Origin of the sequence: Marichromatium bheemlicum, assembly GCF_012276755.1 — a bacterium.
Classification (GTDB): Bacteria; Pseudomonadota; Gammaproteobacteria; order Chromatiales; family Chromatiaceae; genus Marichromatium; species Marichromatium bheemlicum.
This window is the reverse complement of sequence record NZ_JAAXKX010000001.1, coordinates 63329-86593: the sequence shown is the minus strand read 5'-3', so window position 1 is coordinate 86593 and position 23265 is coordinate 63329. Positions and strand designations below refer to the sequence as shown.

The 23265-nt window shown below is 66.5% G+C and carries 16 protein-coding genes; 5 read left to right on the top strand and 11 right to left on the bottom strand.

Annotation, left to right across the window (positions count from 1 at the left end):
• Position 1 precedes the first annotated feature (1 nt).
• Positions 2-1978, top strand: a complete 1977-nt coding sequence (locus HF203_RS00360) for an SUMF1/EgtB/PvdO family nonheme iron enzyme (RefSeq protein WP_168665453.1) — start codon at positions 2-4, stop codon at positions 1976-1978.
• Between the two features lie 247 nt (positions 1979-2225).
• Positions 2226-5786 carry a DNA polymerase III subunit alpha gene (gene dnaE / locus HF203_RS00355; RefSeq protein WP_168665444.1) on the top strand — a complete coding sequence of 1187 codons (3561 nt, stop codon included), beginning with the start codon at positions 2226-2228 and terminating at the stop codon, positions 5784-5786.
• Here dnaE and HF203_RS00350 read toward each other — a convergent pair.
• Positions 5769-8483 carry an HAD-IC family P-type ATPase gene (locus tag HF203_RS00350; protein ID WP_168665890.1) on the bottom strand — a complete coding sequence of 905 codons (2715 nt, stop codon included), beginning with the start codon at positions 8481-8483 and terminating at the stop codon, positions 5769-5771. The two genes, dnaE and HF203_RS00350, sit on opposite strands and share 18 nt — an antisense overlap.
• A gap of 661 nt (positions 8484-9144) precedes the next feature.
• Between HF203_RS00350 and HF203_RS00345 the strand changes: the two genes are divergently transcribed.
• Positions 9145-10458, top strand: coding sequence for a paraquat-inducible protein A (locus tag HF203_RS00345; RefSeq protein WP_168665442.1), 1314 nt, complete (start codon positions 9145-9147; stop codon positions 10456-10458).
• Positions 10455-10946 carry a hypothetical protein gene (locus tag HF203_RS00340; protein ID WP_168665440.1) on the top strand — a complete coding sequence of 164 codons (492 nt, stop codon included), beginning with the start codon at positions 10455-10457 and terminating at the stop codon, positions 10944-10946. The genes HF203_RS00345 and HF203_RS00340 overlap by 4 nt, the downstream gene beginning before the upstream one ends.
• A gap of 7 nt (positions 10947-10953) precedes the next feature.
• Here the strand turns inward: HF203_RS00340 and HF203_RS00335 are convergent, their stop codons facing one another.
• The 10 genes from HF203_RS00335 to HF203_RS00280 form a co-directional block, all read right to left on the bottom strand.
• The gene (locus HF203_RS00335) at positions 10954-11703 is read right to left on the bottom strand and encodes a LysM peptidoglycan-binding domain-containing protein (RefSeq protein ID WP_168665438.1); all 750 of its coding nucleotides are present in this window, start codon (positions 11701-11703) and stop codon (positions 10954-10956) included.
• Between the two features lie 95 nt (positions 11704-11798).
• The gene (locus HF203_RS00330) at positions 11799-13160 is read right to left on the bottom strand and encodes a TrpB-like pyridoxal phosphate-dependent enzyme (protein ID WP_168665436.1); all 1362 of its coding nucleotides are present in this window, start codon (positions 13158-13160) and stop codon (positions 11799-11801) included.
• A gap of 377 nt (positions 13161-13537) precedes the next feature.
• The gene (locus HF203_RS00325; protein WP_168665434.1) at positions 13538-13972 is read right to left on the bottom strand and encodes a type IV pilin protein; all 435 of its coding nucleotides are present in this window, start codon (positions 13970-13972) and stop codon (positions 13538-13540) included.
• A gap of 61 nt (positions 13973-14033) precedes the next feature.
• Positions 14034-18026 carry a pilus assembly protein gene (locus tag HF203_RS16085; protein ID WP_210424563.1) on the bottom strand — a complete coding sequence of 1331 codons (3993 nt, stop codon included), beginning with the start codon at positions 18024-18026 and terminating at the stop codon, positions 14034-14036.
• A 9-nt stretch (positions 18027-18035) separates the two neighbouring features.
• Positions 18036-18527 carry a pilus assembly PilX family protein gene (locus HF203_RS00305; RefSeq protein WP_168665433.1) on the bottom strand — a complete coding sequence of 164 codons (492 nt, stop codon included), beginning with the start codon at positions 18525-18527 and terminating at the stop codon, positions 18036-18038.
• 19 nt (positions 18528-18546) lie between these two features.
• Positions 18547-19632, bottom strand: a complete 1086-nt coding sequence (locus HF203_RS00300) for a PilW family protein (RefSeq protein WP_168665887.1) — start codon at positions 19630-19632, stop codon at positions 18547-18549.
• Positions 19629-20093 carry a type IV pilus modification protein PilV gene (gene pilV / locus HF203_RS00295; protein WP_168665431.1) on the bottom strand — a complete coding sequence of 155 codons (465 nt, stop codon included), beginning with the start codon at positions 20091-20093 and terminating at the stop codon, positions 19629-19631. The genes HF203_RS00300 and pilV overlap by 4 nt, the downstream gene beginning before the upstream one ends.
• On the bottom strand, positions 20086-20619 hold the full coding sequence (locus tag HF203_RS00290; RefSeq protein WP_168665885.1) for a GspH/FimT family pseudopilin: 534 nt from the start codon (positions 20617-20619) through the stop codon (positions 20086-20088). Before HF203_RS00290 ends, pilV begins: the two co-directional genes overlap by 8 nt.
• A 349-nt stretch (positions 20620-20968) precedes the next feature.
• The gene (locus HF203_RS00285; RefSeq protein ID WP_168665429.1) at positions 20969-21295 is read right to left on the bottom strand and encodes a c-type cytochrome; all 327 of its coding nucleotides are present in this window, start codon (positions 21293-21295) and stop codon (positions 20969-20971) included.
• A gap of 2 nt (positions 21296-21297) precedes the next feature.
• Complete coding sequence (locus HF203_RS00280) at positions 21298-21858, bottom strand: cytochrome c3 family protein (RefSeq protein WP_168665427.1); 561 nt, start codon at positions 21856-21858, stop codon at positions 21298-21300.
• A 444-nt stretch (positions 21859-22302) separates the two neighbouring features.
• Here HF203_RS00280 and cbiB point away from each other — a divergent pair, with 444 nt between their 5' ends.
• Entirely contained in the window at positions 22303-23259 is a 957-nt protein-coding gene (gene cbiB / locus HF203_RS00275; protein ID WP_168665425.1) for an adenosylcobinamide-phosphate synthase CbiB, read from the top strand.
• Positions 23260-23265 lie beyond the last annotated feature (6 nt).

The window sequence follows — 23265 nt, the reverse complement described above, 5'->3', positions numbered from 1 at the left end:
TATGTCGAGCAAGACCGTCTCCCGTTGCCTGGCCCTGAGTGTCGCGCTGACCCTAGGCGCTGGCACGCCGGGCGCCAACGCCTCCGCCCCGACCGATCATCTGCCGCAACACGCCGATTGGTGCATGCGCGATGCCCCGGGTCACTTCCGCGCGTTGAGCGCCGAGGAGGGGGCGGATTGTCCGGCGCCGGCGCCGGTCGGTGAGCGTCTGCCGCGTACCCTGGTGGTGCCGTTGCCGTGTGATCGGTCGTTGCTGTTCCAGCGCATCGACGCGCCTGCCACCGACGTGCTCGATCAGGTCGCCGTCGATCTCGGTGGAGTGGCCAGCGACGATCAGGTGCGGCTGCGCTATGCCCAGGGGCGGCGCTTCGAGACCATCGCCGGTGGTTTCACCATCGATCGTGATGGGCGTCTGGTACGTGGCCGCTATCAGGGGGTGGTGTATCGCTCCTATTACATGTCCACCTACGAGCTCACCGAACTGCAGTGGAGCCTCTATGAGAGTGGCGCGCTGACCGCCTTCGCCGCGCCGCAGCTGCCCTCGCCGGCGCGCCAGGCCGAGGTCTGTGCGGCAACGCGCGCGCTGGCTGCGCGGACCCCGCCGCCACGGGTGCGGGCCAAGCTCGGGCTGGGGTACTACGACGCGGTCGATTTCACCCGCGCGCTCAACGCCTATCTCATCGCCGAGAACAACAGACGCATCGCCGTCAACCAGGCGCGCGCCGCGCGCGGTGAGCCGTCGCTGTCACTGGTGGTTCCCTGGGAGCGGGGGTCGAGTGGATTCGTGCGCCTGCCCTCGGAGGCGGAGTGGGAGTTCGCCGCGCGCGGCGGTGCGATCAGCGCCGAGGCGATGCTCGAGACCAGCTATCTGATCCGCGACGGTGAGCAGACACGCATCGGTCGGCTCGACGAGGTCGCCAACTTGGCCGGGCCTGGGGCGGGCGCCGATCGCGCCCTGGTCGGGACCCGCAAGCCCAATCTCGCTGGGCTCTATGACGTTATCGGTAACGCCGAGGAGATCACCCAGTCGCTGTTCCGGCTGGTCCGTCCCGATGGTGTGCACGGTACCCGCGGTGGGTTGGTCCTGCGCGGTGGCAGCCTGGTCACGCCTCGCGCTATCGCCGGGGTGCCGCGCCGTGCCGAGCTGCCGCTCTACACCGCCGAGGGCGAGGCACGGACCACCTATGGTGGGCTGCGCCTGGCGCTGGTCGCGCCGGTGTTGGTCGATGGCTGGAACGCTGAACAGGGCTATCGCTCGGGCTATCTCAACCCCGAGTTTGAGGCCGCGCTGGAGGCGTCGAACGCGCGGCTGACGGCGGTCGGCGAGACCCCTGGCGCGGCATTTCGCGATCAGGCCCATGCACTGATCGCACAGCTACGGCGTCGCGGTTCGATCTCGGCGGCCGACGCGCGTCAGCTGCTCGCGGTGGAGGAGGCGCTGCGTGCCTCTGAGAGCGCGATCAACACCGCCGAGCAGGACAAGCTCGAGGCACGGGTGACCAGCGCGGTGGCGACCATCCAGAACGTCCGGCTCAATGGTCGGCTGCTCTACACCATGCTCGACAAGGAGCGCGACTCACGTGCCAGCCTCGCCTGTCTCGATGACGATGGCGCGGTACGGCGGTTGCGTGCCACCCTTGATGGCTTGGCGCGCGAGATCGCCAAGATCGAGCGTCAGGTCGACTATCAGGTCAGTCATGCGCTGGTGCTGCTGCAGGGGCTGGCCGAGGGCGATCGCGGCCGGGCCGATGCGGCGGTGGCGCGGGTGCGCGAGCGCTTCGCGCGCGATCGGCTCGATGTCTTCGAGCGCGCCTGGGAGGCCTTCGACCTGGCGCTCGGTGAGGTCCGCGAGCGGCCGTCGCAAGACCTCGTGGGGCGCTTCACCCCGGTGTTCGACGACGTTCGCGAGCGTCGCCGGCAGCTCGTCGCACGGCCGCTGCGTCGTCTCGATTGCACACGCCTCCCCCCGACCGATTGAGCGGTTGATCGTGCAGCCCTCGCTCGAGGGCTTACAATGGGCCGAACGATCCCGGCGGGCGGCGCCGGTGTGCGTCTGTCCGGCTGCCGGGGAGACGCCGTGCCGTAGGGCCGCCATCCCGGTCACCTGATCGCGCGCGCCCCTCACGGGGTGGCGATCGCACGCCGCCGTTGGCCGGCGGGCGGCGTCGAGATCCGGTCCCGGTCGCTGCGTCCCTTATCTCCCGACAGACTTCAGCAGGACACCCGTGGAACCCAGCTTCGTCCATCTCCACGTCCACTCCGAGTACTCCCTGGTCGACGGCCTGGTGCGGATCAAGCCGTTGATCAAGGCCACCGCCGCCGCCGGGATGCCCGCCGTGGCGATCACCGATCAGTGCAACCTGTTCGCACTGGTGCGTTTCTACAAGGCGGCGCTCAGCGCCGGCATCAAGCCGATCGCCGGCGCCGACCTGCTGATCCGCGACCCCGACGATATTGATCGACCGTTCCGGTTGGTGGTGTTGGTGGAGAACGCCACCGGCTATCGCAACCTCACCCGGTTGATCTCGCGCGGTTACGTCAAGGGTCAGCACCAGGGCGTGGCCATGGTCGAACGCGACTGGGTCGAGGCCGCCGCCGAGGGGCTGATCGCGCTCTCGGCCGGTCCCGAGGGCGATGTCGGTCGGGCGCTGCTCGACGGTGACGCGGCGCTCGCCGAGCGGCGTCTGGCGCGTTGGCAGGCGGTGTTCGGCGATCGCTACTATCTCGAGCTGATCCGCACCGGTCGTCCGCGCGAGGCGCGGCTGGTCGAATCGAGCGTGGCGCTGGCGCTGCGCCGCGACGCCCCGGTGGTGGCCACCAACGACGTGCGCTTCCTTGCCGCGGCGGACTTCGACGCCCACGAGGTGCGGGTGTGCATCCACGACGGACGCACCCTCGACGACCCGCGCCGCACGCGCCGTTACAGCCCCGAGCAGTATCTGCGCACCCCCGAGGAGATGGCCGAGCTGTTCGCCGACCTGCCCGAGGCGCTGGAGAACTCGGTCGAGATCGCCAAACGCTGCAACCTCGAGCTGACCCTCGGCACCCACTCGTTACCCGACTTCCCGGTGCCCGAGGGGATGACCATCGAGACCTTCTTCACCGAGCAGGCGCGTCAGGGCCTGGAGTGGCGCCTCGGGCGCACCTTCGACACCAGTGCGCCGGCGTTCGTCGAGCAGCGCAAGGTCTACGACGAGCGCCTCGCTGTCGAACTCGACGTGATCCTCAAGATGGGCTTCCCCGGCTACTTCCTGATCGTCGCCGACTTCATCCAGTGGGCCAAGGAACACGGTATCCCGGTGGGGCCGGGGCGTGGCTCGGGTGCCGGCTCGCTGGTGGCCTACGCGCTCAAGATCACCGACCTCGACCCGATCGAGCATGATCTGCTGTTCGAGCGCTTCCTCAATCCCGAACGCGTCTCCATGCCCGACTTCGACGTCGACTTCTGCATGGAGGGACGCGATACCGTCATCGACTACGTGGCGCACAAGTACGGGCGCAACGCGGTGTCGCAGATCATCACCTTCGGCACCATGGCGGCCAAGGCGGTGGTGCGCGATGTCGGGCGAGTGATGGGCCATCCTTACGGCTTCGTCGACCGGGTGGCGAAGATGGTGCCCTTCGAGCTGGGGATGACCCTGGAGAAGGCGCTGATCGAGAGCGAGGACCTGGCCAATACCTATGAGCGTGACGAGGAGGTGCGCGCGCTAATCGATATGGCGCGCAAGCTCGAGGGGCTGACCCGCAACGCCGGCAAGCACGCCGGGGGTGTGGTCATCGCCCCGACCGTGCTCACCGACTTCGCACCGCTTTACTGCGAGCCCGGCGGCGAGAATCTGGTCACCCAGTACGACAAGGACGATGTCGAGCAGGTCGGTCTGGTCAAGTTCGACTTCCTCGGTCTGCGCACCCTCACCATCATCGACTGGGCGCTCAAGACCATCAACGAGACGCGTGCGCAACACGGTGAGGGTCCGCTCGACATCAACCTCATCGACCCCCACGACGACGACGCCTACGGACTGCTCAAACGCTGCGAGACCACCGCCGTCTTCCAGCTCGAATCGCGCGGTATGAAGGAGCTGATCAAGAAGCTCCAGCCCGACAGCTTCGAGGATATGACCGCGCTGGTGGCGCTGTTCCGTCCCGGTCCGCTGCAATCGGGCATGGTCGACGACTTCATCGACCGTAAACACGGTCGCGCCGAGGTCGCCTATCCGCATCCGGCGCTCGAACCCATCCTCAAGCCCACCTATGGCGTCATCCTCTATCAGGAGCAGGTGATGCAGATCGCCCAGGTGCTGGCCGGCTATTCGCTCGGTGGCGCCGACCTGCTGCGCCGCGCCATGGGCAAGAAGAAGCAGTCGGAGATGGACAAGCAGCGCGCCATCTTCGAGAAGGGCGCGGTCGAGCGCGGCGTGGAGCTGGCCACCGCGACCTACATCTTCGATCTGATGGACAAGTTCGCCGGCTACGGCTTCAACAAGTCGCACTCGGCCGCCTACGCCCTGGTCAGCTACCAGACGCTGTGGCTCAAGGCCCATTATCCGGCCGCCTTCATGGCCGCGGTGCTCAGCGCCGACATGGACAACACCGACAAGGTGGTGACCCTGATCGACGAGTGCCGGGCGATGAAGCTCGCCGTCGAGCCGCCGGCGATCAACCGCTCGGCCTATCGCTTCACCGTCTCCGGCGATCGCACCGTGATCTACGGCATGGGCGCGATCAAGGGCGTCGGCGAGGGCGCGATCGAGTCGATGATCGCCGCGCGCGAGGCCGGCGGTCCCTTCCGTGACCTCTGGGACTTCTGCCTGCGTATCGACCTGCACCGCGCCAATCGCCGGGTGCTCGAGGCCTTGATCCGTGCCGGTGCGCTCGACGAGCTCGGCGCCAACCGCGCCACCCTGATGGCCGAGCTGCCGCTGGCGCTCAAGTTCGCCGAGCAGCAGCACGCCACCGAGGCGGCCGGGCAGGGCGACCTGTTCGGCGCGCTGGAGGACGCTGCGGCCCCCGAGCCCGATCCCCAGTTGGCACGTGAGCCGCACCCCGACTGGGACGACGAGCAGCGTCTGCTTGGCGAGAAGGAGACCCTCGGCCTCTATCTCACCGGTCACCCGATCGATCGCTTCGAGGAGGAACTCGGCGCCATGGTGGGGCTGCGCATCGGCCGCTTGCTCGAGACCGATCGCGACCAGGGGCGGCGTGGGCGCGATCGCGAGAAGCGTACCGTGGTCGGGCTGGTGGTCGGGGTGCGTCACGGCAAGACCCAGCGTGGGCGGATGGGTTCGGTGGTGCTCGATGATCGCACCGGGCGCATCGAGGCGACGGTGTTCTCCGATCTCTACGAGGAATGTCGTCATCTGCTGCAGTCCGACCAGATCCTCGCCATCACCGGCACCCTGAGCTTCGACGAGTACCGTGACAGCTGGAGCCTGCGCGCCGATGACGTGCGTACCTTCGAGCAGGCGCGCGCGGCGCGTGCCGATCACCTGATGCTCGAACTCGACCTCTCCGACCCGGTGGCGCACGCCGCCGGGCTGGAACGGGTCGAGGCGCTCGCCGCGCTGCTCTCCGAGTTCGGTGACGGCGACCTGCCGGTGCGGCTGCGCTATCGCCGTCCCGGTGCCTGCGGCGAGCTGGTGCTCGGCGAGGAGCACCGGGTGCAGCCGACCGATCTGCTGCTCAAGCGGCTGCGCCAGCTGCTCGGCGCCGGCGCGGTGCGGGTCTCCTACGAGCGCCCGGCACGGCCGGCCGTGCAGCGCCAGCGTCTACGCGCCGTTTCCTGAGGGCGCGATGCGGCGTCGGATCCGCGCCTTCTCCCACTCGACCAGGAAGAACACCGTCGAGCCCACCAGCACGATCGCCAGCCAGTCGCCACCGCCGATCGGTGCGGTGCCGAAGAGTTGCTGCAGTGGGCCGAAGTAGGTGAAGGCGAGTTGGAAGAGCAGCAGCACCGCCACCGCGAGCAGGGCGTAAGGGTTACCGAACAGACCGCGCAGGCCGAGTGCGGAGGCGTCGATATAGCGGGCGTTGAACAGATAGAAGATCTCGAACATCACCAGGGTGTTGACCGCCACGGTGCGCGCCTCCTCGATGCTCGCCTCCCGCGCCAGCGACCACAGAAACAGCCCGAAGGTGCCGATCATCAGGATCAGCGAGACATAGCCGATGCGCCACAGGTGGCGCCGATCGAGTACCGGCGCGCGAGCATCGCGCGGGGCGCGGGCCATTACCCCCGGTTCGGGCGGCTCGAAGGCCAGGGCGAGGGCGAGGGTGACGGCGGTGATCATGTTCACCCAGAGGATCTGCACCGGGGTCAGCGGGAACTGGTGGAAGCCCATCACCAGGGCGCCGAGCACCACCAGCGCCTCGCCGCCGTTGGTGGGGAGGATGAAGACGATCGCCTTCTTGAGGTTGTCGTAGACGGTGCGTCCCTCCTCGACGGCGTTGGCGATGGAGGCGAAGTTGTCGTCGGCGAGCACCATCTCGGCGGCCTCCTTGGCCGCCTCGGTGCCGTTGATCCCCATCGCCACGCCGACGTCGGCGCGCTTGAGCGCCGGGGCGTCGTTGACCCCGTCGCCGGTCATCGCCACCACCCGGCCCTCGGCCTGCAGCGCCTCGACCAGCCGCAGCTTGTGCTCGGGGGTGACGCGGGCATAGACGTCGACCTCGTCGACCCGGGCACGTAGCGCCGGCTCGTCGAGACCATCGAGTTCGGCACCGGTGAGCACCGCTTCGGGGTTGGCGAGCCCCACCTGACGGGCGATGGCGCGGGCGGTGGCGGCGTGGTCGCCGGTGATCATCTTCACCCGGATGCCGGCCTCGGCGCAGGCGCGCACCGCGCTGATCGCCTCGGTGCGCGGCGGGTCCTGGAGTCCGACCAGACCGAGCAGTACCAACCCCTGGTCGAGGTCGGAGAACCCCAGCGTGGTGGTGCCGCCCGGCATCGGTTTGAGCGCCACCGCGAGCACCCGCTGGCCGGCGTCGGCCAGTTGCTCCATGCGCGCGAGCCAGTCGGCGCGATCGAGCGTCTGCGGCCCAGCGACACCCTGGACCTGTTCACAGCGCTCGATCAGCGCCTCGGGTGCACCCTTGACGAAGACGACGCACTCGCCCTGGTGGTCGTGGTGCAGGGTGGCCATGAACTTGTGCGCCGAGTCGAAGGGGATCAGGTCGGTGCGCGGCAGCTCGCGGTTCAACGTCTCGGGATCGAGTCCGGCCTTGATGGCGGCGACCAGCAGCGCGCCCTCCATCGGGTCGCCGTTGACCCGCCAGCCCTCGGTCTGTTGCTCCAGCGCGCTGTCGTTGCAGCAGACGAGCGCCCGCAGCATGCGCCCGAGCAGCGCGTCGTCACTCGGTTGCAGCGCCTGTCCGGCGACGCTGAAGCCGCCGTGGGGGTCATAGCCGCTGCCCTCGATCTCGACCGTCTGGGTGGCGTCGACCAGGGTGCGCACGGTCATCTCGTTGCGGGTGAGGGTGCCGGTCTTGTCCGAGCAGATCACCGCCACCGTGCCCAGGGTCTCGACCGCCGGCAGGCGGCGGATGATGGCGTTGCGCCCGGCCATGCGCTGCACCCCGATCGCCAGGGTGATGGTCATGATCGCCGGCAGCCCCTCGGGGATGGCCGCCACCGCCAGCCCCACCGCGGCGAGGAACATCTCGGCGGCGGTGTAGTCGCGCACCAGTACGCCGAAGGCGAAGGCCAGCCCCGCCACCAGCAGGATCACCGCGGTCAGCCAGCGCCCGAACTGGGCCATCTGGCGCAGCAGCGGGGTGGTCATCTGCTCGACCCCGGCGACCAGGGCGCTGATCCGGCCGATCTCGGTGGCGCCGCCGGTGGCCACCACCACCCCGGTGCCCTGACCGGCGGTGACCAGGGTGCCGGAGTAGGCCATGCAGCGCCGATCGGCGAGCGCGGCGTCGCTGGCCAGGGGCTCGACGCCCTTCTCGACCGGCACCGACTCGCCGGTGAGCGCCGCCTCCTCGATCTGCAGTCCCTTGACCTTGAGCAGCCGCAGGTCGGCGGGGATCTTGTCGCCCGACTGCAGCTGCACCAGATCGCCCGGCACCAGATCGCTCGCCTCGACCGTGACCAGTCGTCCGTCGCGCCACACCAGGGCGTGTTGCGAGAGCATGTCGCGGATGGCGCGCAGCGCGTCCTCGGCCTTGCCCTCCTGGACGAAGCCGATGATCGCGTTGACCAGCACCACGCCGAGGATCACCCCGGCGTCGAGCCAGTGCTGGAGCAGCGCGGTGACCACCCCGGCGACCAGCAGCACATAGATCAACACGTCGTGGAACTGGGCGAGGAAGCGCGCCCAGGGGCCGCGTTGCTCGCCCTCGGGCAGCCGGTTGGGACCGTGCTCGGCGAGGCGGCGCGCGGCGCTCGTGCCGCTCAGCCCCGCGGCCGGGGCGTCGAGTCGGCTGAGGGTCTCGTCGGCATCGAAGGCGTGCCAGTCCGGCGTCGGTGGCGTGTCGATGATGGTGGGACCGTGCTCGCGCATGCGCCACCGCAGCCACAGCCAGCCGCCACCGACGGCCAGTGCCACGAGGATCCAGATCAGGGGGAGGGGGATGTCGGACATACGGGCGGTCTCCTGTGCGCCTGCGCGGGCCCGCGCGGTGATCGCCGGGCTTCGCTGAAACGGTCTTGCCGTGGTCGTCGCGCGGGGCCAGGTCGCAACCAGGCCGGGGTTCGAGGTGTTGAACCCCATTGATCTGCGCGGACGGGGTCGGCAGTCCTGACCTCATTAGGGTATGACTCGCTCGACCAAGTTCAGTCTAGTCGGTGGGGGCCGGGTTTCAGCTTTCAGCCGCCAGCCATAAAGACTGAACCGCAAAGACACAAAGCGCGCAAAGGGGAACAGAGCTGCCAGCGACCAGCCTCCAGTGGGTGTGCGCGCTCGGCGCCGGCGCCGCTTGCCATCCGGCGTGGCCCACGCTCCAGGCGTCAGTCTTTGAGGGCAGCGCAACTGGCGACTGAAGGCTGACCGCTGGAGGCTCTGTTCCCCTTTGCGTTCTTTGCGGCTTAGCGGTTCAATCCCTGGCCGCTGGCCGCTGGCCGCTGGCCGCTGGCCGCTGGCCGCTGGCCGCTGGCCGCTGGTAGAGTGCCCGCGTTGATGACGATCGCTCAGGGGAGGGTTGATGTCTGCCGCATTGATGATCCGCCGAGGGGGGATGGTGCTGGCGCTGGCCGCCGCCATGGTGTTCGGGGCGCAGCTGGTACAGGCGCTCGGACAATGGCAGCAATTCGAAGGGGATCGCGCCGAGCTGCGTCACGCCCGTTACGGCATGCTCGATACCGCGCAGTGGAGTCGGCGCCTGAGCGCGGTGCTCGCCGAACGGATCGCGACCTTCGAACTCGACGAGCAGCGTCGTCCACAGTTGCTCGCGGCCCTGACCGCGACCCTCGAGTCGTTAATCACCGAGATCGAGCGGGAGCTGCTGCCATCGCGTCCACCGCCGCCGAGCAATGACTGGATGGCGCAGCTACAGGGGGCGCTGGAGCAAGAGTTGCGCGAACGCCTGGTCGACTTCGATGCCTTGCGGGCCCAGGCGCCGGAGTATGCCGAGCGGTTGCTCACGGCGTTCGAGGGGGCGGAGGCCGAGGCGCTGATCCGGGCCGAGTTGTTGGCGTTGCTCACCGCGGCCACGCCCACCGAGGTCGAGGTCGCGCCGGGGCTGGCGGTGTTGCTCGAACGCTACGACTGTGCCGCGGCCGCGCCCTGTGCCGCGCTGCTCGAGGGTGAGGTCGTGGCCTTGCGTCCTGCGATCGAGTGGCGTCTCGGTGCACTGCTCGGGCTGACCGTGGTGGTGTTCGTGCTCGCCGCCTGGGGGCGTGATCGGCGCGGCGGGCTCGATGCTTTCGCCCTGGGGGCGGTGGTGACGATGACGCTGATCCTGCTGCTCGGTGCACTATTTACCCCGATGCTCGCCATCGAGGCGCGTGTCGATCGACTCAGCCTTGATGTCCTCGGTGAGTCGGTGGTGTTTACCGATCAGGTGCTCTACTACCAGTCCAAGAGCCTGTTGCAGGTGGTCGAGATCCTGATCCGCGCCGGGGGCGTGGACCTGTGGCTGGTGGCGCTGCTGATCACCCTGTTTAGCGTCGTCTTCCCGGCGCTCAAGCTGCTCGCGACCCTGGTCTATCATCGCGCCGCCGGCGCACCGGTCGCGGCGCCGGTGCGTTTCTTCGCGCTACGCTCGGGCAAGTGGTCGATGGCCGACGTGCTGGTGGTGGCACTGTTCATGGCCTATCTCGGCTTTGACGCGCTGGTGGCCAATCAACTCGGCACCCTGGATGCCACCGATGCGACCGTGCTCACCACCAATGGCACCGCGCTCGCCCCGGGATTCTATCTGTTCCTCGCCTTCGTGCTCGCCAACCTGGTGTTGTCGAGCCTGATCGAGCGTCCGGCGTTCGCGCCGGTGGATCATGACCGGCGGGGTGAGGGGTGAGCCGTTGGGTGTTGCCGCTGCTGGCGACGCTGGCCTGGTCGGTGGCGTCGGTCGCTAGCGACTGGCGTGCATCGCTCGACAGTGGGGGCGAGGTGCGGGTCGAGTCCGATACTCGGCGTGCCTGGGTGGAAGATGGCACGGGTGGCCGACGTCCGTTGTGGGACGGGGTGCACCGGCTCGAGGACGGTTCGGTGGTGATCGTGCGCGACGGTACCGTGGTGCCGAGTGCGCCGATGCTGCAGCAGTGGTCGGCGGGGAAGCGGCCGGCGCGTGAGGCGCCGCCGCAGGTCCCGGCGGAGTGTGATGCGCTGGTCGAGCAGGTCTGTGGGCCGGCGGTGCATTGTCTGCGCTCCGAGGCGTGTCGCTTGGCGCTGGAGCTGCGCGCCCTGGCGCAGGACGAGGCGCGTGTCGAGGCGACCGCCCCCGCAGGTCGGGCGCAGTGTCGCGAGGCGCTTGCCAACGCCCTCTTCGGGCCGTGTGACGATTGACCGGGGTTCAGGGCAGGACCAGGGTCATCCCCGGAGTGAGTCGATCGGGATCGTCGAGCAGGTGACGGTTGGCCTCGAATAGCGCTTGCCAACGCCCTTCGGGCCCATATACACGACGGCTGATCAGCGCCAGCGAGTCGTTTTCCCGCACGCGGTAGAGTCCGCTCGCCTCGGTTAGCACGGCGAGCAGTGCCTGGTCGATCTGGAGTTGAGTGCTGGCGGCATCGTGCTCGATCTGACGGGCTGCGCCCCGGGCCGGTTGCCGCAGAGTCTCGACTAGGACCTGGTAAGAGGTGGTGGCTGCGGCGCGCGCTTCTTCGATGCCCAGGGTGCCGCCGAGCGCCGGCGGTAAGCGGCGGTAGAGCTGGTCGAGTTGTTGCGTGTCGGTGCGCACCTCGGCGAGTCTTGCGACGGCGTCGAGATGGGCCTGTGCCTGGGCACGTAGCGCCTCGCTGAGGGCGTTGCGTGCATCCTCCACCCGCGCCAGTTCGTAACGGAGTTGCTCGATGGTCTGGATGCTGGCGGCGAGCCGGCGTTCGGCCTCCATTCGTGCTTGATCGGCGGCCTTGCGTGCGCCAGCCGATTCCCGCAGCTTGTCCTGCATGCCCTCGATATGTGCCTCGAGTGCATCGATGCGGGGGCCGGTGGCGGTGGCCGGCGGTGACGGATCGGTGGGGATCGGCGTAGCCGTGACCGTGACGGCGGTACCGAGTGCTCCGAGGGCGAGGACGAGGTTGCGCAAGGCGGTGAACTCCATCCGGCGATTCGGGACGAGGCCCTTGCTCGCCATCCCTGGCGAGGCGGGGCGATGGGTACCGGTGTCCCGGTACCCGGGGTGGTCAGTGTGGTGGCTCAGTCGACGCTCGGCAGTCCGGCGAGCGCCATCGCGACCTCGCTCTCGGCATAGTCGAGATCCTTGAGCTTGCCGCCGAGATAGTCGGTGTAGGCCTGCATGTCGAAGTTGCCGTGACCGCTGAGGTTGAACAGGATGGTCTTCGACTCACCCGACTCGCGACACTTTTCGGCCTCGTGGATGGCGGCGCGCACCGCGTGGTTGGACTCGGGCGCGGGCAGGATGCTCTCGGCCTGAGCGAACTGCAGTCCGGCGGCGAAGCACTCGAGCTGATTGTAGGAGCGCGGGTCGATGTGGCCGAGTTCGGTCAGATGACTGACCAGCGGTGCCATGCCGTGATAGCGCAGCCCACCGGCGTGGAAGCCCGGCGGTACGAAGCTCGCACCGAGGGTGTGCATCTTGCAGATCGGGGAGATCCGGGCGGTATCGCCGTAGTCGTAGGCGAACTTGCCCTTGGTGAGCGACGGGCAGGCCGAGGGCTCGACGGCGATGCACTGCACCTTGCGTCCACCGCGCAGATGGTCGCCGATGAAGGGGAAGGCGATACCGGCGAAGTTGCTGCCGCCGCCGGTGCAGCCGATGACCATGTCGGGCTCGGCGTCGGCCATCTCGAGCTGCTTCTGCGCCTCGAGCCCGATCACCGTCTGGTGCAGCAGGACGTGGTTGAGCACGCTGCCGAGGGCGTACTTGGTGTCATCGTTCTGCGCCGCGAGCTCCACCGCCTCGCTGATCGCCATGCCGAGGCTGCCGGTGTTGTCCGGGGTGTCGGCGAGGATCTGACGACCGCACTCGGTGGTGTTGCTGGGACTGGCGATGCACTGGGCGCCGAAGGCCTCCATGAAGGCGCGACGGTAAGGCTTCTGCTTGAAGCTCACCTTCACCATGTAAACCAGCACCTCGAGCCCGAACATCGAGCCGGCGAGCGCTAGCGACGAACCCCACTGTCCGGCGCCGGTCTCGGTGGTGAGGCGCTTGACCCCCTCGACTTTGTTGTAGAAGGCCTGGGCGACGGCGGAGTTGGCCTTGTGGCTGCCGGTGGGGCTGACGCCCTCGTACTTGTAGAAGATCTTGGCCGGGGTATCGAGTGCCTGCTCGAGTCGGCGGGCACGATACAGCGGCGAGGGGCGCCACTGCCGCAGCACGTCGCGCACCGGACCGGGGATCTCGATCTCGCGCTCGGTACTCATCTCCTGCTCGATCACGCCGCGCGGGAAGATCACCTCCAGCTCGTCGGCGGTCAGCGGCTGCTGGGTGGCCGGATTGAGCGGCGGGTGCATCGGCTCGGGCAGGTCGGCGTTGATGTTGTACCAGAAGCGGGGCAGGTGCTGCTCGTCGAGCAGGTACTTCACTGGGTCGCTCATGCTGTCGTCTGACCTCGGTAATGGATGGGGCGGCCGATGGCGAATCCGCCGCGCTCTCGTTCGCTCGCGACGCGCGGGTGGGTCGCGCGCTTGGGTTTCTGGTTGCGGTGGGATGCCCCGAATGACGCGATCCCCAGGGTGACGAACGATGGTGGCGCAAAAGTGCGCCACGCGCGTTGCCTGACATCAATCGGGGGGCGAAATCCTGCCGGTTGGTGGGCGCTGGATCGGCATCGCGGGGTCAGCCGGGGCGCGTTCGGGCAGGGCGCCGGCGCGCCTCGGGTCATGCGGGTCGCGCCGTCGGTTTTAGGGGCTCCACCCGAGCATGATACCCCGCGATCCGGTGTGGGGTCGAAACACCTGGGCGCCAACCCGGGTCAATGCCCCCAGCAGGCGGCGGCGTCGCGGCTGGCATCGTCACCGACACGGCGTTGGCCGACATGGTTGATGGTGAGGGTGCCGCAGGCGTCGCCGGTCATGTTGCCGGTGGGCACGGCCTGGAGCTGGAAGCGATGAGCGTCGCCGTCGTAGCTGATGGTGTAGCGGGCTGCGCCATTGGTGGGGACCTGCTGGAAAGGGAGGTCGTAGCGCTTTCCCGTGGGATCGGTGTAACTGTTTCCCTTGACGTATTGACGCTCAAGGTACTGTGCGTTCTGGATCAGGGCGGTCTTGGCCTCGGCGCGGTAGGCGCGTTCGACATAGATGCGATAGCTCGGCACGGCGATGGCGGCGAGGATGGCGACGATCGCGACCGTGATCATCAACTCGATCAGGGTGAAGCCGAGCAGGCGACGTGGCTGGGGATGTGACATAGGGGTGACCAAGTATTGCGCCCGTCACGATGGACGGGCGCATGGGTGGGTGGATCAGGGGTTAGAGCAGCTGACGCCAGTCGATGCGGTGCAGGGTCTTGCCGCTGTCTGGGTCAGGATCCGGATCGGGGTCGGGATCCGGATCGGGATCAGGATCCGGATCGGGGTCCGGGTCCGGGTCGGGGCGTGGTGGGGCATCTCCGCGCTTGAGCGGAATCAGCCGCGAGCGGCTGTCGTTGCTGTCCTCAGTCCCGGTCGAGTTGGGCACATAGGTGTAAAGGTTGCCTTGCTCGTCGATGAGCTGCAGGCTGCCGCGGCCCAGGCCGGCCAGTGGGTCGAGGACGATGCCGATAACCGCCGGCCCGCCGTTGACGCGGTCGGCGGCGTCGTACAGACCATCACCATTGACGTCGTAGATGGAGGTGTCGCTGGGGACATCACCGGTGACTAGCGAGAAGGTGTAGTCGGTCTTGTGGCCGCCACGGTCACAGGGGTCGTTCGAAGGAGCGTTGGTGATGAAGGTCACCCAGCTCGGTACGTCCTCGAAGCGCTGGATGTCGATATCGGAGAAGAAGCGCTCGGCTGGGTTGCGACCGTCGGCCTCGAGATTCATGTACCACCCCTGGTGGTTACTCCAGCTCACCACCCCCTCGGACCTGAAGAACTTCACTTGGCGGTCGTGGAGCAGGGTTCGGGAGACCTGGCGCTCGACCAGGTTGCGACGGGTGATCGCGCCAGCGCCCTGGCCGGCCTTGTCGAACAGGACATAGAAGCTCTGCTGCTGGGCATCGGTGATGTCATCGCGGGCGAGATAGCGCCCGGTTCCGAGATAGACGATGGCGCCATTGCCAGCGGGTGAGCCGATGACCGCCGGGGTTCCGGTGATCGGCTGGCGTCGATCGTTGTCGTCGGTGGCGACGAACAGCGGCGCCTGTTCCCCGTTGGCGTTGCGGGCGATCTGCCACGCCCCCTGGGCGTCGCGCACGATCTTCCACAGGTTGCCCTGGAGGTCGCCGGCATAGATGCGGTCGATGACGCCGTCATTGTTGGCATCGTAGAGCGCAGTCGAGGACAGGCCATTGTCGTCGGTGACCCAGCCGGAGGGTAGCTCGATCTTCTGGTAGGCCGACTTGTTGTCGAGCGGGACGACATAGAGCGCCGCAACCTGATTGCGGCTGTTGTAGCCGTTGCCGAAGATCAGGCTCCACTGATCCGGCGCGGTGGCGGCGATTCGCGGGGCGCTGTAGGTCAGGCCGAGGTCGCCATCATCGGCGTCGGTGAACTCCCAGACCACGTCGCTGGCGTCGAAGCCCTCGGGGTTGCTGACATCGAGCAGGAAGATGCCCTTGCCGCCACCCCCGAGTGAGCCGGCGAGATAGGTCCGCCAGCGACCGGTGATATAGGCGTCACCGAGTGCGAGCGCACCGTCGACGAAGGGCTTGTGCTGATAGTTGATCTCGGGTAAGTCGGCGAGGTGGTGGTAGACCGCGCCGGGCACATAGGCGAACAGCTCGCGCCCTGAGTCGGGGTGGCCCTGGTCGGCACGGAAACCGTGCACCATGCCGTCGTTGGCGCCGACATAGACCATTGGTGCTCGTTGGCGTTTGCTGGCGAGATAGGCTTTGTAGCTGCCACTGCCGGAGACACCCGAGGTGGTGTCGCCATAGCCTTGGTCCGCCTCGCCGCTATAGACCGGGTCGGCGTTGAGGATGTCGCCGAGTTGGCTGGTGGCGCGGGCACGCAGGGTGGCGTCGTGGATACGACCAGGGTTCGGCAAGTCGTCGCTGGCCGGGTCGTGGAAGTCGCCGATGTTGGCGCAGGTGGTGGTGTCGAGTTCCACGGTCAGGGTGTCGGCGGTGGTGGCCACGACCCTGAAGGTGCCGTTGTAACGCCCCGAGTCCTGAGGGCCGTTTTTGCCCTCGACCTGGACCCCGGAGACGGTCACCTGATCGTTGACCGCGAAGGCGTGGCCATTGACGGTGAAGGTGGCGCGAGCCTTGCCATAGCGGCCATCACAGCTGGCCTGCTCGATCCAGCCGTCACCGCGCAGCCAGTCGAGGCGCTTGGTGCAGTCCGGGCTGAGTGCCGTGGCGAGTGCACCGGTGCATTGATCAAGGCTGCCGGCGCCGGCCCGCCCATTGGTGGTGAAGATCCGCCGCTCGTAAGGTGCCGGTAGGCGCTCGGAGGCGCGCCACAGCTCTTCGTTGCGGCCCGGGTGCTTGGCGATCAGGTCGCCGCTCCAGTCGGCATGGAAGGTCGGCTTGAACAGCATGGCCGCAGCGGTGTCCTGGCGTTTGCCATTGGCCGTCGGCGAGGCGAAGTCACCGGTATCGGTGGCGGCACTGATCGCGCCGATGATGTCGCTGAAGGCGGCGGTCAATTGTGCCGGATCCTCGGCGCTGTAGAAGCGGCCTCGACTGTTGATGGCCGCGTGCCAGAGGTCGTAGACCTTGCGGTTGTCATAGCTGTCGATGTCGAAGCTCGGCCACCGGGCCTCGCCGTCGAGTAGTGCCTGATAGTCACCGCCATAGGTGTTGCCGCCCCAGGCTGGGTCGGTCAGGCTCGCGCCCAGCCCCAGGCCAACGGTGAAGTTGGTCATGTGTTGCCAGGTCGCAGGGTCGTTTTTGGGGTTCCAGTAGCGCTCGTCGGCGTCCCCCGTGGAGACGAATTCGAAGGTCGGCACGTTGTCGCAGGTCGCGCCGGTGCAACCCGGTTGCTGGTCGCCACTGCCGGGTCTGAGGTCATTGGCCCAGAAGTAGAAGGCGAGATCGCTGACCGTGGCATCTCGCATCCGGTCCTGGTACGGCGGGCGGGGGATGTAGCGCGTGCCGTCGGGGAGCCTTAGGGATTTGTTGGTGATGTTTTCGACGGATCTGAAGTTGTAGCCCCGGTCCTCATCGCGGGCGTTCCAGATGCCGTCGGTCATCATGATGTGAAAATTACGCCGGCAGGCATAGCTGGCATCGCTTCCGCGGTCGATGGTGTCGCGATAGGGGGCGTCGGTGGTGAAGTAGTTGCCAGCCCGGGCCATTGCCGGACGCAGCGGGGTACCGCCGTTGGTTTGTACCTGGAACAGCCAGTCGAAGAATTGCGAACGGTGGCTGCCTGTGAACTCATCGAGATGATTGGTGTTGCGACCGAATCGGGTTCGCGTCCCGATGCAACGCTTGTCACCGTCAAGCGGACACTCGTTGAGTGTTTGCCAGGCGACGCGGTCGTCCTCTCCGAGCATCGAGAAGCTCAGTGCCGCAGCCGAGATGGTAGCGAGGTTACGGGTGCGGTAGAAGGCGTACCAATTGGCGAAGTTCTGGCGCTCGTCACTGCCACCAGGGCCGGAGTCCTCGCCGACCTGAACCAGGGTGTAGCAGTCGTTGTCGTTGATGCGGCCGTTGCAACGATAGTTCTCAGCTGAGAAGTTGTAGTAATAGGCCGTTACGCCATAACGCGAGTGACGATCATCGTCGTCATCGTCATCGTCATCGTCATCGTCATCGTCATCGTCATCGTCATCGTCGTCGTCATAACGATAGTAGGAATTCCATGAATAAGCGTTGCTGCTGACCGTCTTCCTGACCTCTGACGAATAGTGCGGCATGAAATTTTCGTCGACATCGCCCCGATAAGATAGGAACATCTCTTGGGTCGGACGATAGCTGCGCGACAGGTCGATGGTGCCCTGTCGGTCGTCGAAACCATTGCGGTAAACGGTCGCGAAGATCCGCGTCGGGCTGGACATGTCATAAGACGAGGGTAACGGCTTCCCGTCTGGCCCAGGTGGCGGTGTATAAGTGATGTTCGGGTTGTAATAGATACCGTTGTAGGTGCTCGACTTGAAGTATCTGTCCTTGAAGTCTTCTCTGTCATTCTGGTCTGGCGCATAGCCGTAGCTCATGCTCCCAGAATCATCGATGGTCAGCAGGATGTTCGGCTTGACGCCAGCGCTGATGAGAAACGGCGGGATGTCCGAGATCTCGACCGCCGCGGCGCTCGAACAACCGAGCAGCAGCCCGATGAAGAGGGCGGTGAGGCGGGAGTGACTGCGAAGCAGGTTCATGACGACTAGCTACTCCTTAAACTCGTAAACGCTCTGCAGGATGACCACCGAGTCGGAGTCGGCGCCCATGCCGCGGGCAGTGACACGATAACTATCACAGGTCTCCTCTGTGGGTGTTTTTTCGTCGTCAAGACACTCGATGATATAGCGTGGGTCTTCGCCCAATCCCTCGAGTTTGGTCTCGACGACGAAGACGCGACGACCCTCCCAGCCGAAGGTGTCACGTCTGTAATTAGGGGTGTTGTTGGGGTCGTAGCCAATTGCCCAGTCCTTGAGGTCTTCGGCAATGTTCGCAGTGCCCGTCAGCTTGTCGTGGGCCTCGGCCAATGCCGCTTCGGCGGCCTGGAATGCCAGGTCGTAGTTGCGGACGCCGATGCTCATGCGCTCCTGCTGGGTGTTGCGCAGTGCGCCGGTAGTGGCGATCAGGGTGAGGATTGCGAGAAAGATCAAGGAGATGATCAGAACGGCGCCACGCTGGTGCTGAACGATGTGGGGGGTCATGGCTGCTGCTCAGGGCTCGTTACGGTGTGGGTGTGGGCTCGTCGTCGATCCCGCCGAGACGGTTTCTGATGGCGATGGTCTGAGTGAATGTGGTGTCATCCAGATCGTGGTTGCTCGCCGAGCACATCTCGAGTGTGATCCGGACGGACTTGACGTGCCCCCAGTCTGCTGGGTTTTTATCAAGAGTGGATGCAGTTTGATAATCCTCGATGCTGCCATCTCCGTCGTCGTCGACTCCATACCTGATCTTCATGTTCGAAACGCCTTCGATCAACTCGTAGGTGACTTCGTAATCGACCGCCTCGTCATCATCGTCCGGTTGCTTTGTGAAGATCTGGGAGACCTTTAGCGATGTCTTGCAAGCGGGGTTGATGATGTTCTCAGGGTCTTCCGCATCACCGATGAAGTAAATACGGGCGAGTAGACGATAAACCCTTAGTGTTTCGGTGTTCGTCAGGTTCGCAGGGCACTCATTGCCCGTGTCTTTTTCTTCTAACGTGAGCGTAAGGGTTGAAGGTGTTGTAGTGCCACAGCCGTTCTCTGGAGAAATTGACTCGACTGCAAATACATTTGCATTTTTGGGGCTCGATTCTATCCAGTATTCATGCTTTCTCGGAAAGCCGGCGCTTTGGCACTCGACTTTACGCATTCTTGGTCCGGATGTATCACATGGCGATTCAAGTTTGAACGGATGATCCGTATCGGCCCGCACGACGAAGAGCTTGTCCGGAGTCTCGTCTCCGCTACCGTCGTATCCCTGTAGCGGCGGGGACAGTGTCTTGCCCCCGGCGATGAACTCCGGGTGCAGGTCCAGGCCCGGTGAATCGCTCTCCAGACCGGGTAGCCACAGCTCTTGCAATGAGGTACCGCCAGCCTCTTCGGAGGATGGCATGGGTCTGCCCCCGGTGTAGCCCGCCATCCGAATGTCACGCCCCAGCGCCATGAAGGCATAACGGGCATCCTCCTGGAGCGAGGCAAGCTCTTCGAGGTTGGTGTTGGCGGTACGGGTGCTGACCATCAATGCGCCGAGCGCACCGATCATCAGCAGGCTGATGGTCGAGGCGATCATCAGCTCGATGAGGCTGAAACCATGCTGGCGGGTCATAGTGTTGTCTTCGACTCTGGTTTCGGGAGCAGCGCCTGGGTCTCGAATTGGACCCACTCGAGTGTCGGTTCGCCATCGGGATCAGCGGGCAGTTGGGTCTCGTACCAGCGGATGGCGACCTCGACGAGGTCGCCATCAAAGGTGATGCGTCCCTCTCCACTAGGCAGGTGCTTGGCCAACCCCTGTTTCCAGTACTGCAGGTCGGCGCTGCTGAGCGCCGTGCCGTTGGGTTCATCGGTGAAGCCGGTACGATAGCCGTCGCGCTGCTGGAGGTTGGCGCGCATCGACTCGATGATGTCGTGCGCGTGGAAGGTGGCGTAACTGCGTTGCAGGGCGACGAGGTTGTGTTTGAGGGTCAGCGCCTGTAGTGCGCCGAGCCCGAGCAGGCCAACCCCGAGGATGACCATGGTCACCAGGACCTCGATCAGGGTGATGCCTGCTTGCGTGTGGCGGTCAGTCATAGCAATCACGCCCTCTGTCCTTGCTGAGGTGGCCATTGCGCTTGATCGTCAGGGTGCGCTTGCAGTGGGCCGCCGTGCTGATGGTGAAGGTGATCTCGGTAGTGGTGGCGATCTCGCCGAGTGGTGCCTCGAAGGTGACAGGTCCCTTGATGCTGGCCGCGACCTTGCCCGGACCAGGGCGCACGACTCGAAGTAGGGTGTCGTCGCTGCCGATATCGGTGCAGGGTTGCGTGGCGCAGGCGAAGACCATCCAGCCATTGCTCCAGTCGGTCGTGTCGACACAGCGCGGGGTGTCGGCATCGCTGTCGTCGACCGCGCAGACCACCATCGACTGCCCGCGCCCCATGGCCTCGGCCCGCGCTTGCTGCAGGCTGCCGGCGAGGGTGTTGGTGAGGCTGGCGCGCCTGGCATCGAAGACCAGGTGCTGGAAGCTGGGGACGGCGATGGTGAGCAGGATGACGGCGATGCTCAGGGTTACCATCAGTTCGACTAGGGTGACGCCACGCAGGCGGTGTGGCGTCGTCATTGGAACACTTCCTGTGTTGGCGGCGGCGTCTGCGGACTGGGGCGGGGATATCGGTCGGGGATCGGGTTCACTGCGTGCTCGGCTGCTCCTGGTGCGACTGGGACCTCCTCTGCCTGTCCCAGCGTCTGGGTGCTCATTGTACACGGCGATGACTTCGTTGGTGAGTGGTGCGTCTGCGGGGCCGTCCCGCGTCGGTCTTTGTGTTTGCCGCCGGTTGATCCGGTGCGGTCGTCGTCGTTGGCTCGACCACCCCTGATTATGGCCGATCGAGCGGAGCTGAGTTGTATGATGGCTAACGCTTTCGGTCATTGGCCAAGGGCATCGGCCTCCCGCCGATGCCCTGGCTGCCTCAGCGCAGCGAACTCATATAGGCGACCAGATCGGCCAGTTCCTGAGGGGTCAGTTCGGTCTTGGGCATCTGAGCCCCGGGCAGGGTCCCGGCGGGGTCGAGCAGGTAGTCGCGCAACCACTGTGTGCTACGGTTGGCGCCAACCTGATCGAGCACGCCACCGAGTTCGGCCATGGGGCCGGCCTCGCCGCCCAGGGTGTGGCAGAGGTTGCACATCTTGGCCTCGTAGACCTGGGCGCCGCGCGCGGCGTCGCCGCTCGGCTCGGCCAGGACAGTGGTGCTCAACAGGGTGGCGCCGATCAGGATCGGGATGGCACGGGCTGACATCTTCACTCCTCGGTTGTGGTGGTGGGCTGGGCGTCGCCGGCGAGGTGTGCGCGCAGGTCCTTGTGACCGACGTGGGCATGACAGTCGGCACAGGTCAGGGCGTTGTCCGGCGCGAAATAGGTGCGATGGCCGAAGGCCGCCGCCGCGCTCTGGTCGGGGGCCTGTTCGAGCTTGGCGTGACAGGTCAGACAGGCCGAGTCGTAGAGGAACTCGTTGCGCTGCTCCATGCTGGCGATCCAGTCGGGCTCGAAGACGAGCGAGACCACCTGACCCCAGCCGGCCTTGAGGCCGAACAGCCCCTTCTGCACCAGATAGTTGCCTGGGGTGTCGTGTGGCAGGTGGCAGTCGACACAGTTGGCGCGCAGCCCTTGTGGATTTTGTCCACCATGGACGTCCTGGTCGTAGGAGGCCACGAAGGGGGCCATGGTGTGGCAGCTGCTGCAGAATGCCCGGTCGGATGTGGCCTGGAGGGCCGTCTCGGTCACGACCCAACCCCCGGTGGCCAGACCGGCCAACAGCAGCACGCCTCCCGTCCCGAGCAGCAGCCACTTGCGTGTCTTCATCGATTCCTCCACGAACACCCCAGCCGCGACGGCGGGGATGGATGAGGGCCGCAACCTCGGCAGCCCGCGAAAAACAGGTACAGGTCCGCTGCATGCCAGGTTCGTCGGGGTGCGGTTCGCGCCTCGCGACGGCGTCGGATCCTGCGCTCTCCGGTCCTCTCCGCGCTCGCCTGGGTGACCCTGTCTCGGGCTCGATCGGGGCGCGTAGAACCGTCAGGAATATACCAATTCGACTGATTCCGGCCCTTGAGGTTCGGGGAAAATTACCGAGTTGATTGCTTGTGATCAGCGCTTGTGCGTTTTTCCAGGAGGACACCGTCCATTGCATGGGAAACGCCCCTGGCTTAACCTGCCGCGCCCTGTCCCCAGCCCTTGCCGCCGCCATCCGATGATCGCCCCATTCCACCCCTCGCAGCCGTTTGCTCCACTCGGTGGGGAAAGGCGATGTCGTTGAGTCCCGAACTCGGCTTGATCCTCAGTGCCGTGCTGCTCGATGCGCTGCTCGGCGACCCGGTCTATCGGTTCCATCCGGTGCGGCTGCTCGGTGGCTGGATCGTGCGCTGCGAGCAGGCGTTGTTCGCGCGCGGGCTCGACGGTCATCTGGGCGGCGTCCTGCACTGGTTGCTGGTGGTCGGTGGCGCGCTCGCCGCCTGGTGGGGCGTGCGCCTCGGGCTCGCGGTGCTGCACCCGCTGCTGGCGTTTGCTTGGGACCTGTTCATCGCCTACAGCCTGCTCTGTACCCGCGACCTGCTCGAGCACGGTCGGCGGGTGCTGGCGCCGCTCGCCGCCGGCGACCTGCCCGGCGCGCGCGCGCGCCTGGCGATGCTGGTGGGGCGCGACGTCGAGCCGCTCGGTGTCGACGGGGTGACCCGCGCGACCATCGAGAGCCTGTCGGAGAATCTGACCGACGGTGTGCTCACCCCGCTGTGGGCGCTCTGTCTGTTCGGGGTGCCGGGGCTGGTGGTGGTCAAGGCCGTTTCCAGCCTCGATTCCATGGTCGGTTATCGCAACGAGCGCTATCGCCGCTTCGGCTGGGCCGGGGCACGCTCGGACGATCTGGTGCACTGGCTCCCGGCCCGGCTCTCGCCGCTGGTGGTCGCGCTTGCCGCGGTGCTGCTGCGCGAGCACCCCGGGCTGGCGCTGCGTGCGGCCTGGCGCTATCACGCGTTGCTGCCGAGTCCGAACTCGGGCTGGAGCGAGGCGGCCTGTGCCGGGGCGTTGCGGGTGCGGTTGATCGGACCGGTGTGGTCCGGTGGGCGCCTGGTCACCGATCGCTTCCTCGGCGATCCGGCATGGCCGGCGGCGCTTAGCGTCGTCGACCTGCGGCGTGCGCTACGGCTGCTGGGGTGGAGCTCGGTGGTGGCGCTCGCCGTCGGGCTGGGGCTCGCGGCGCTGGGGTAAGGGCGC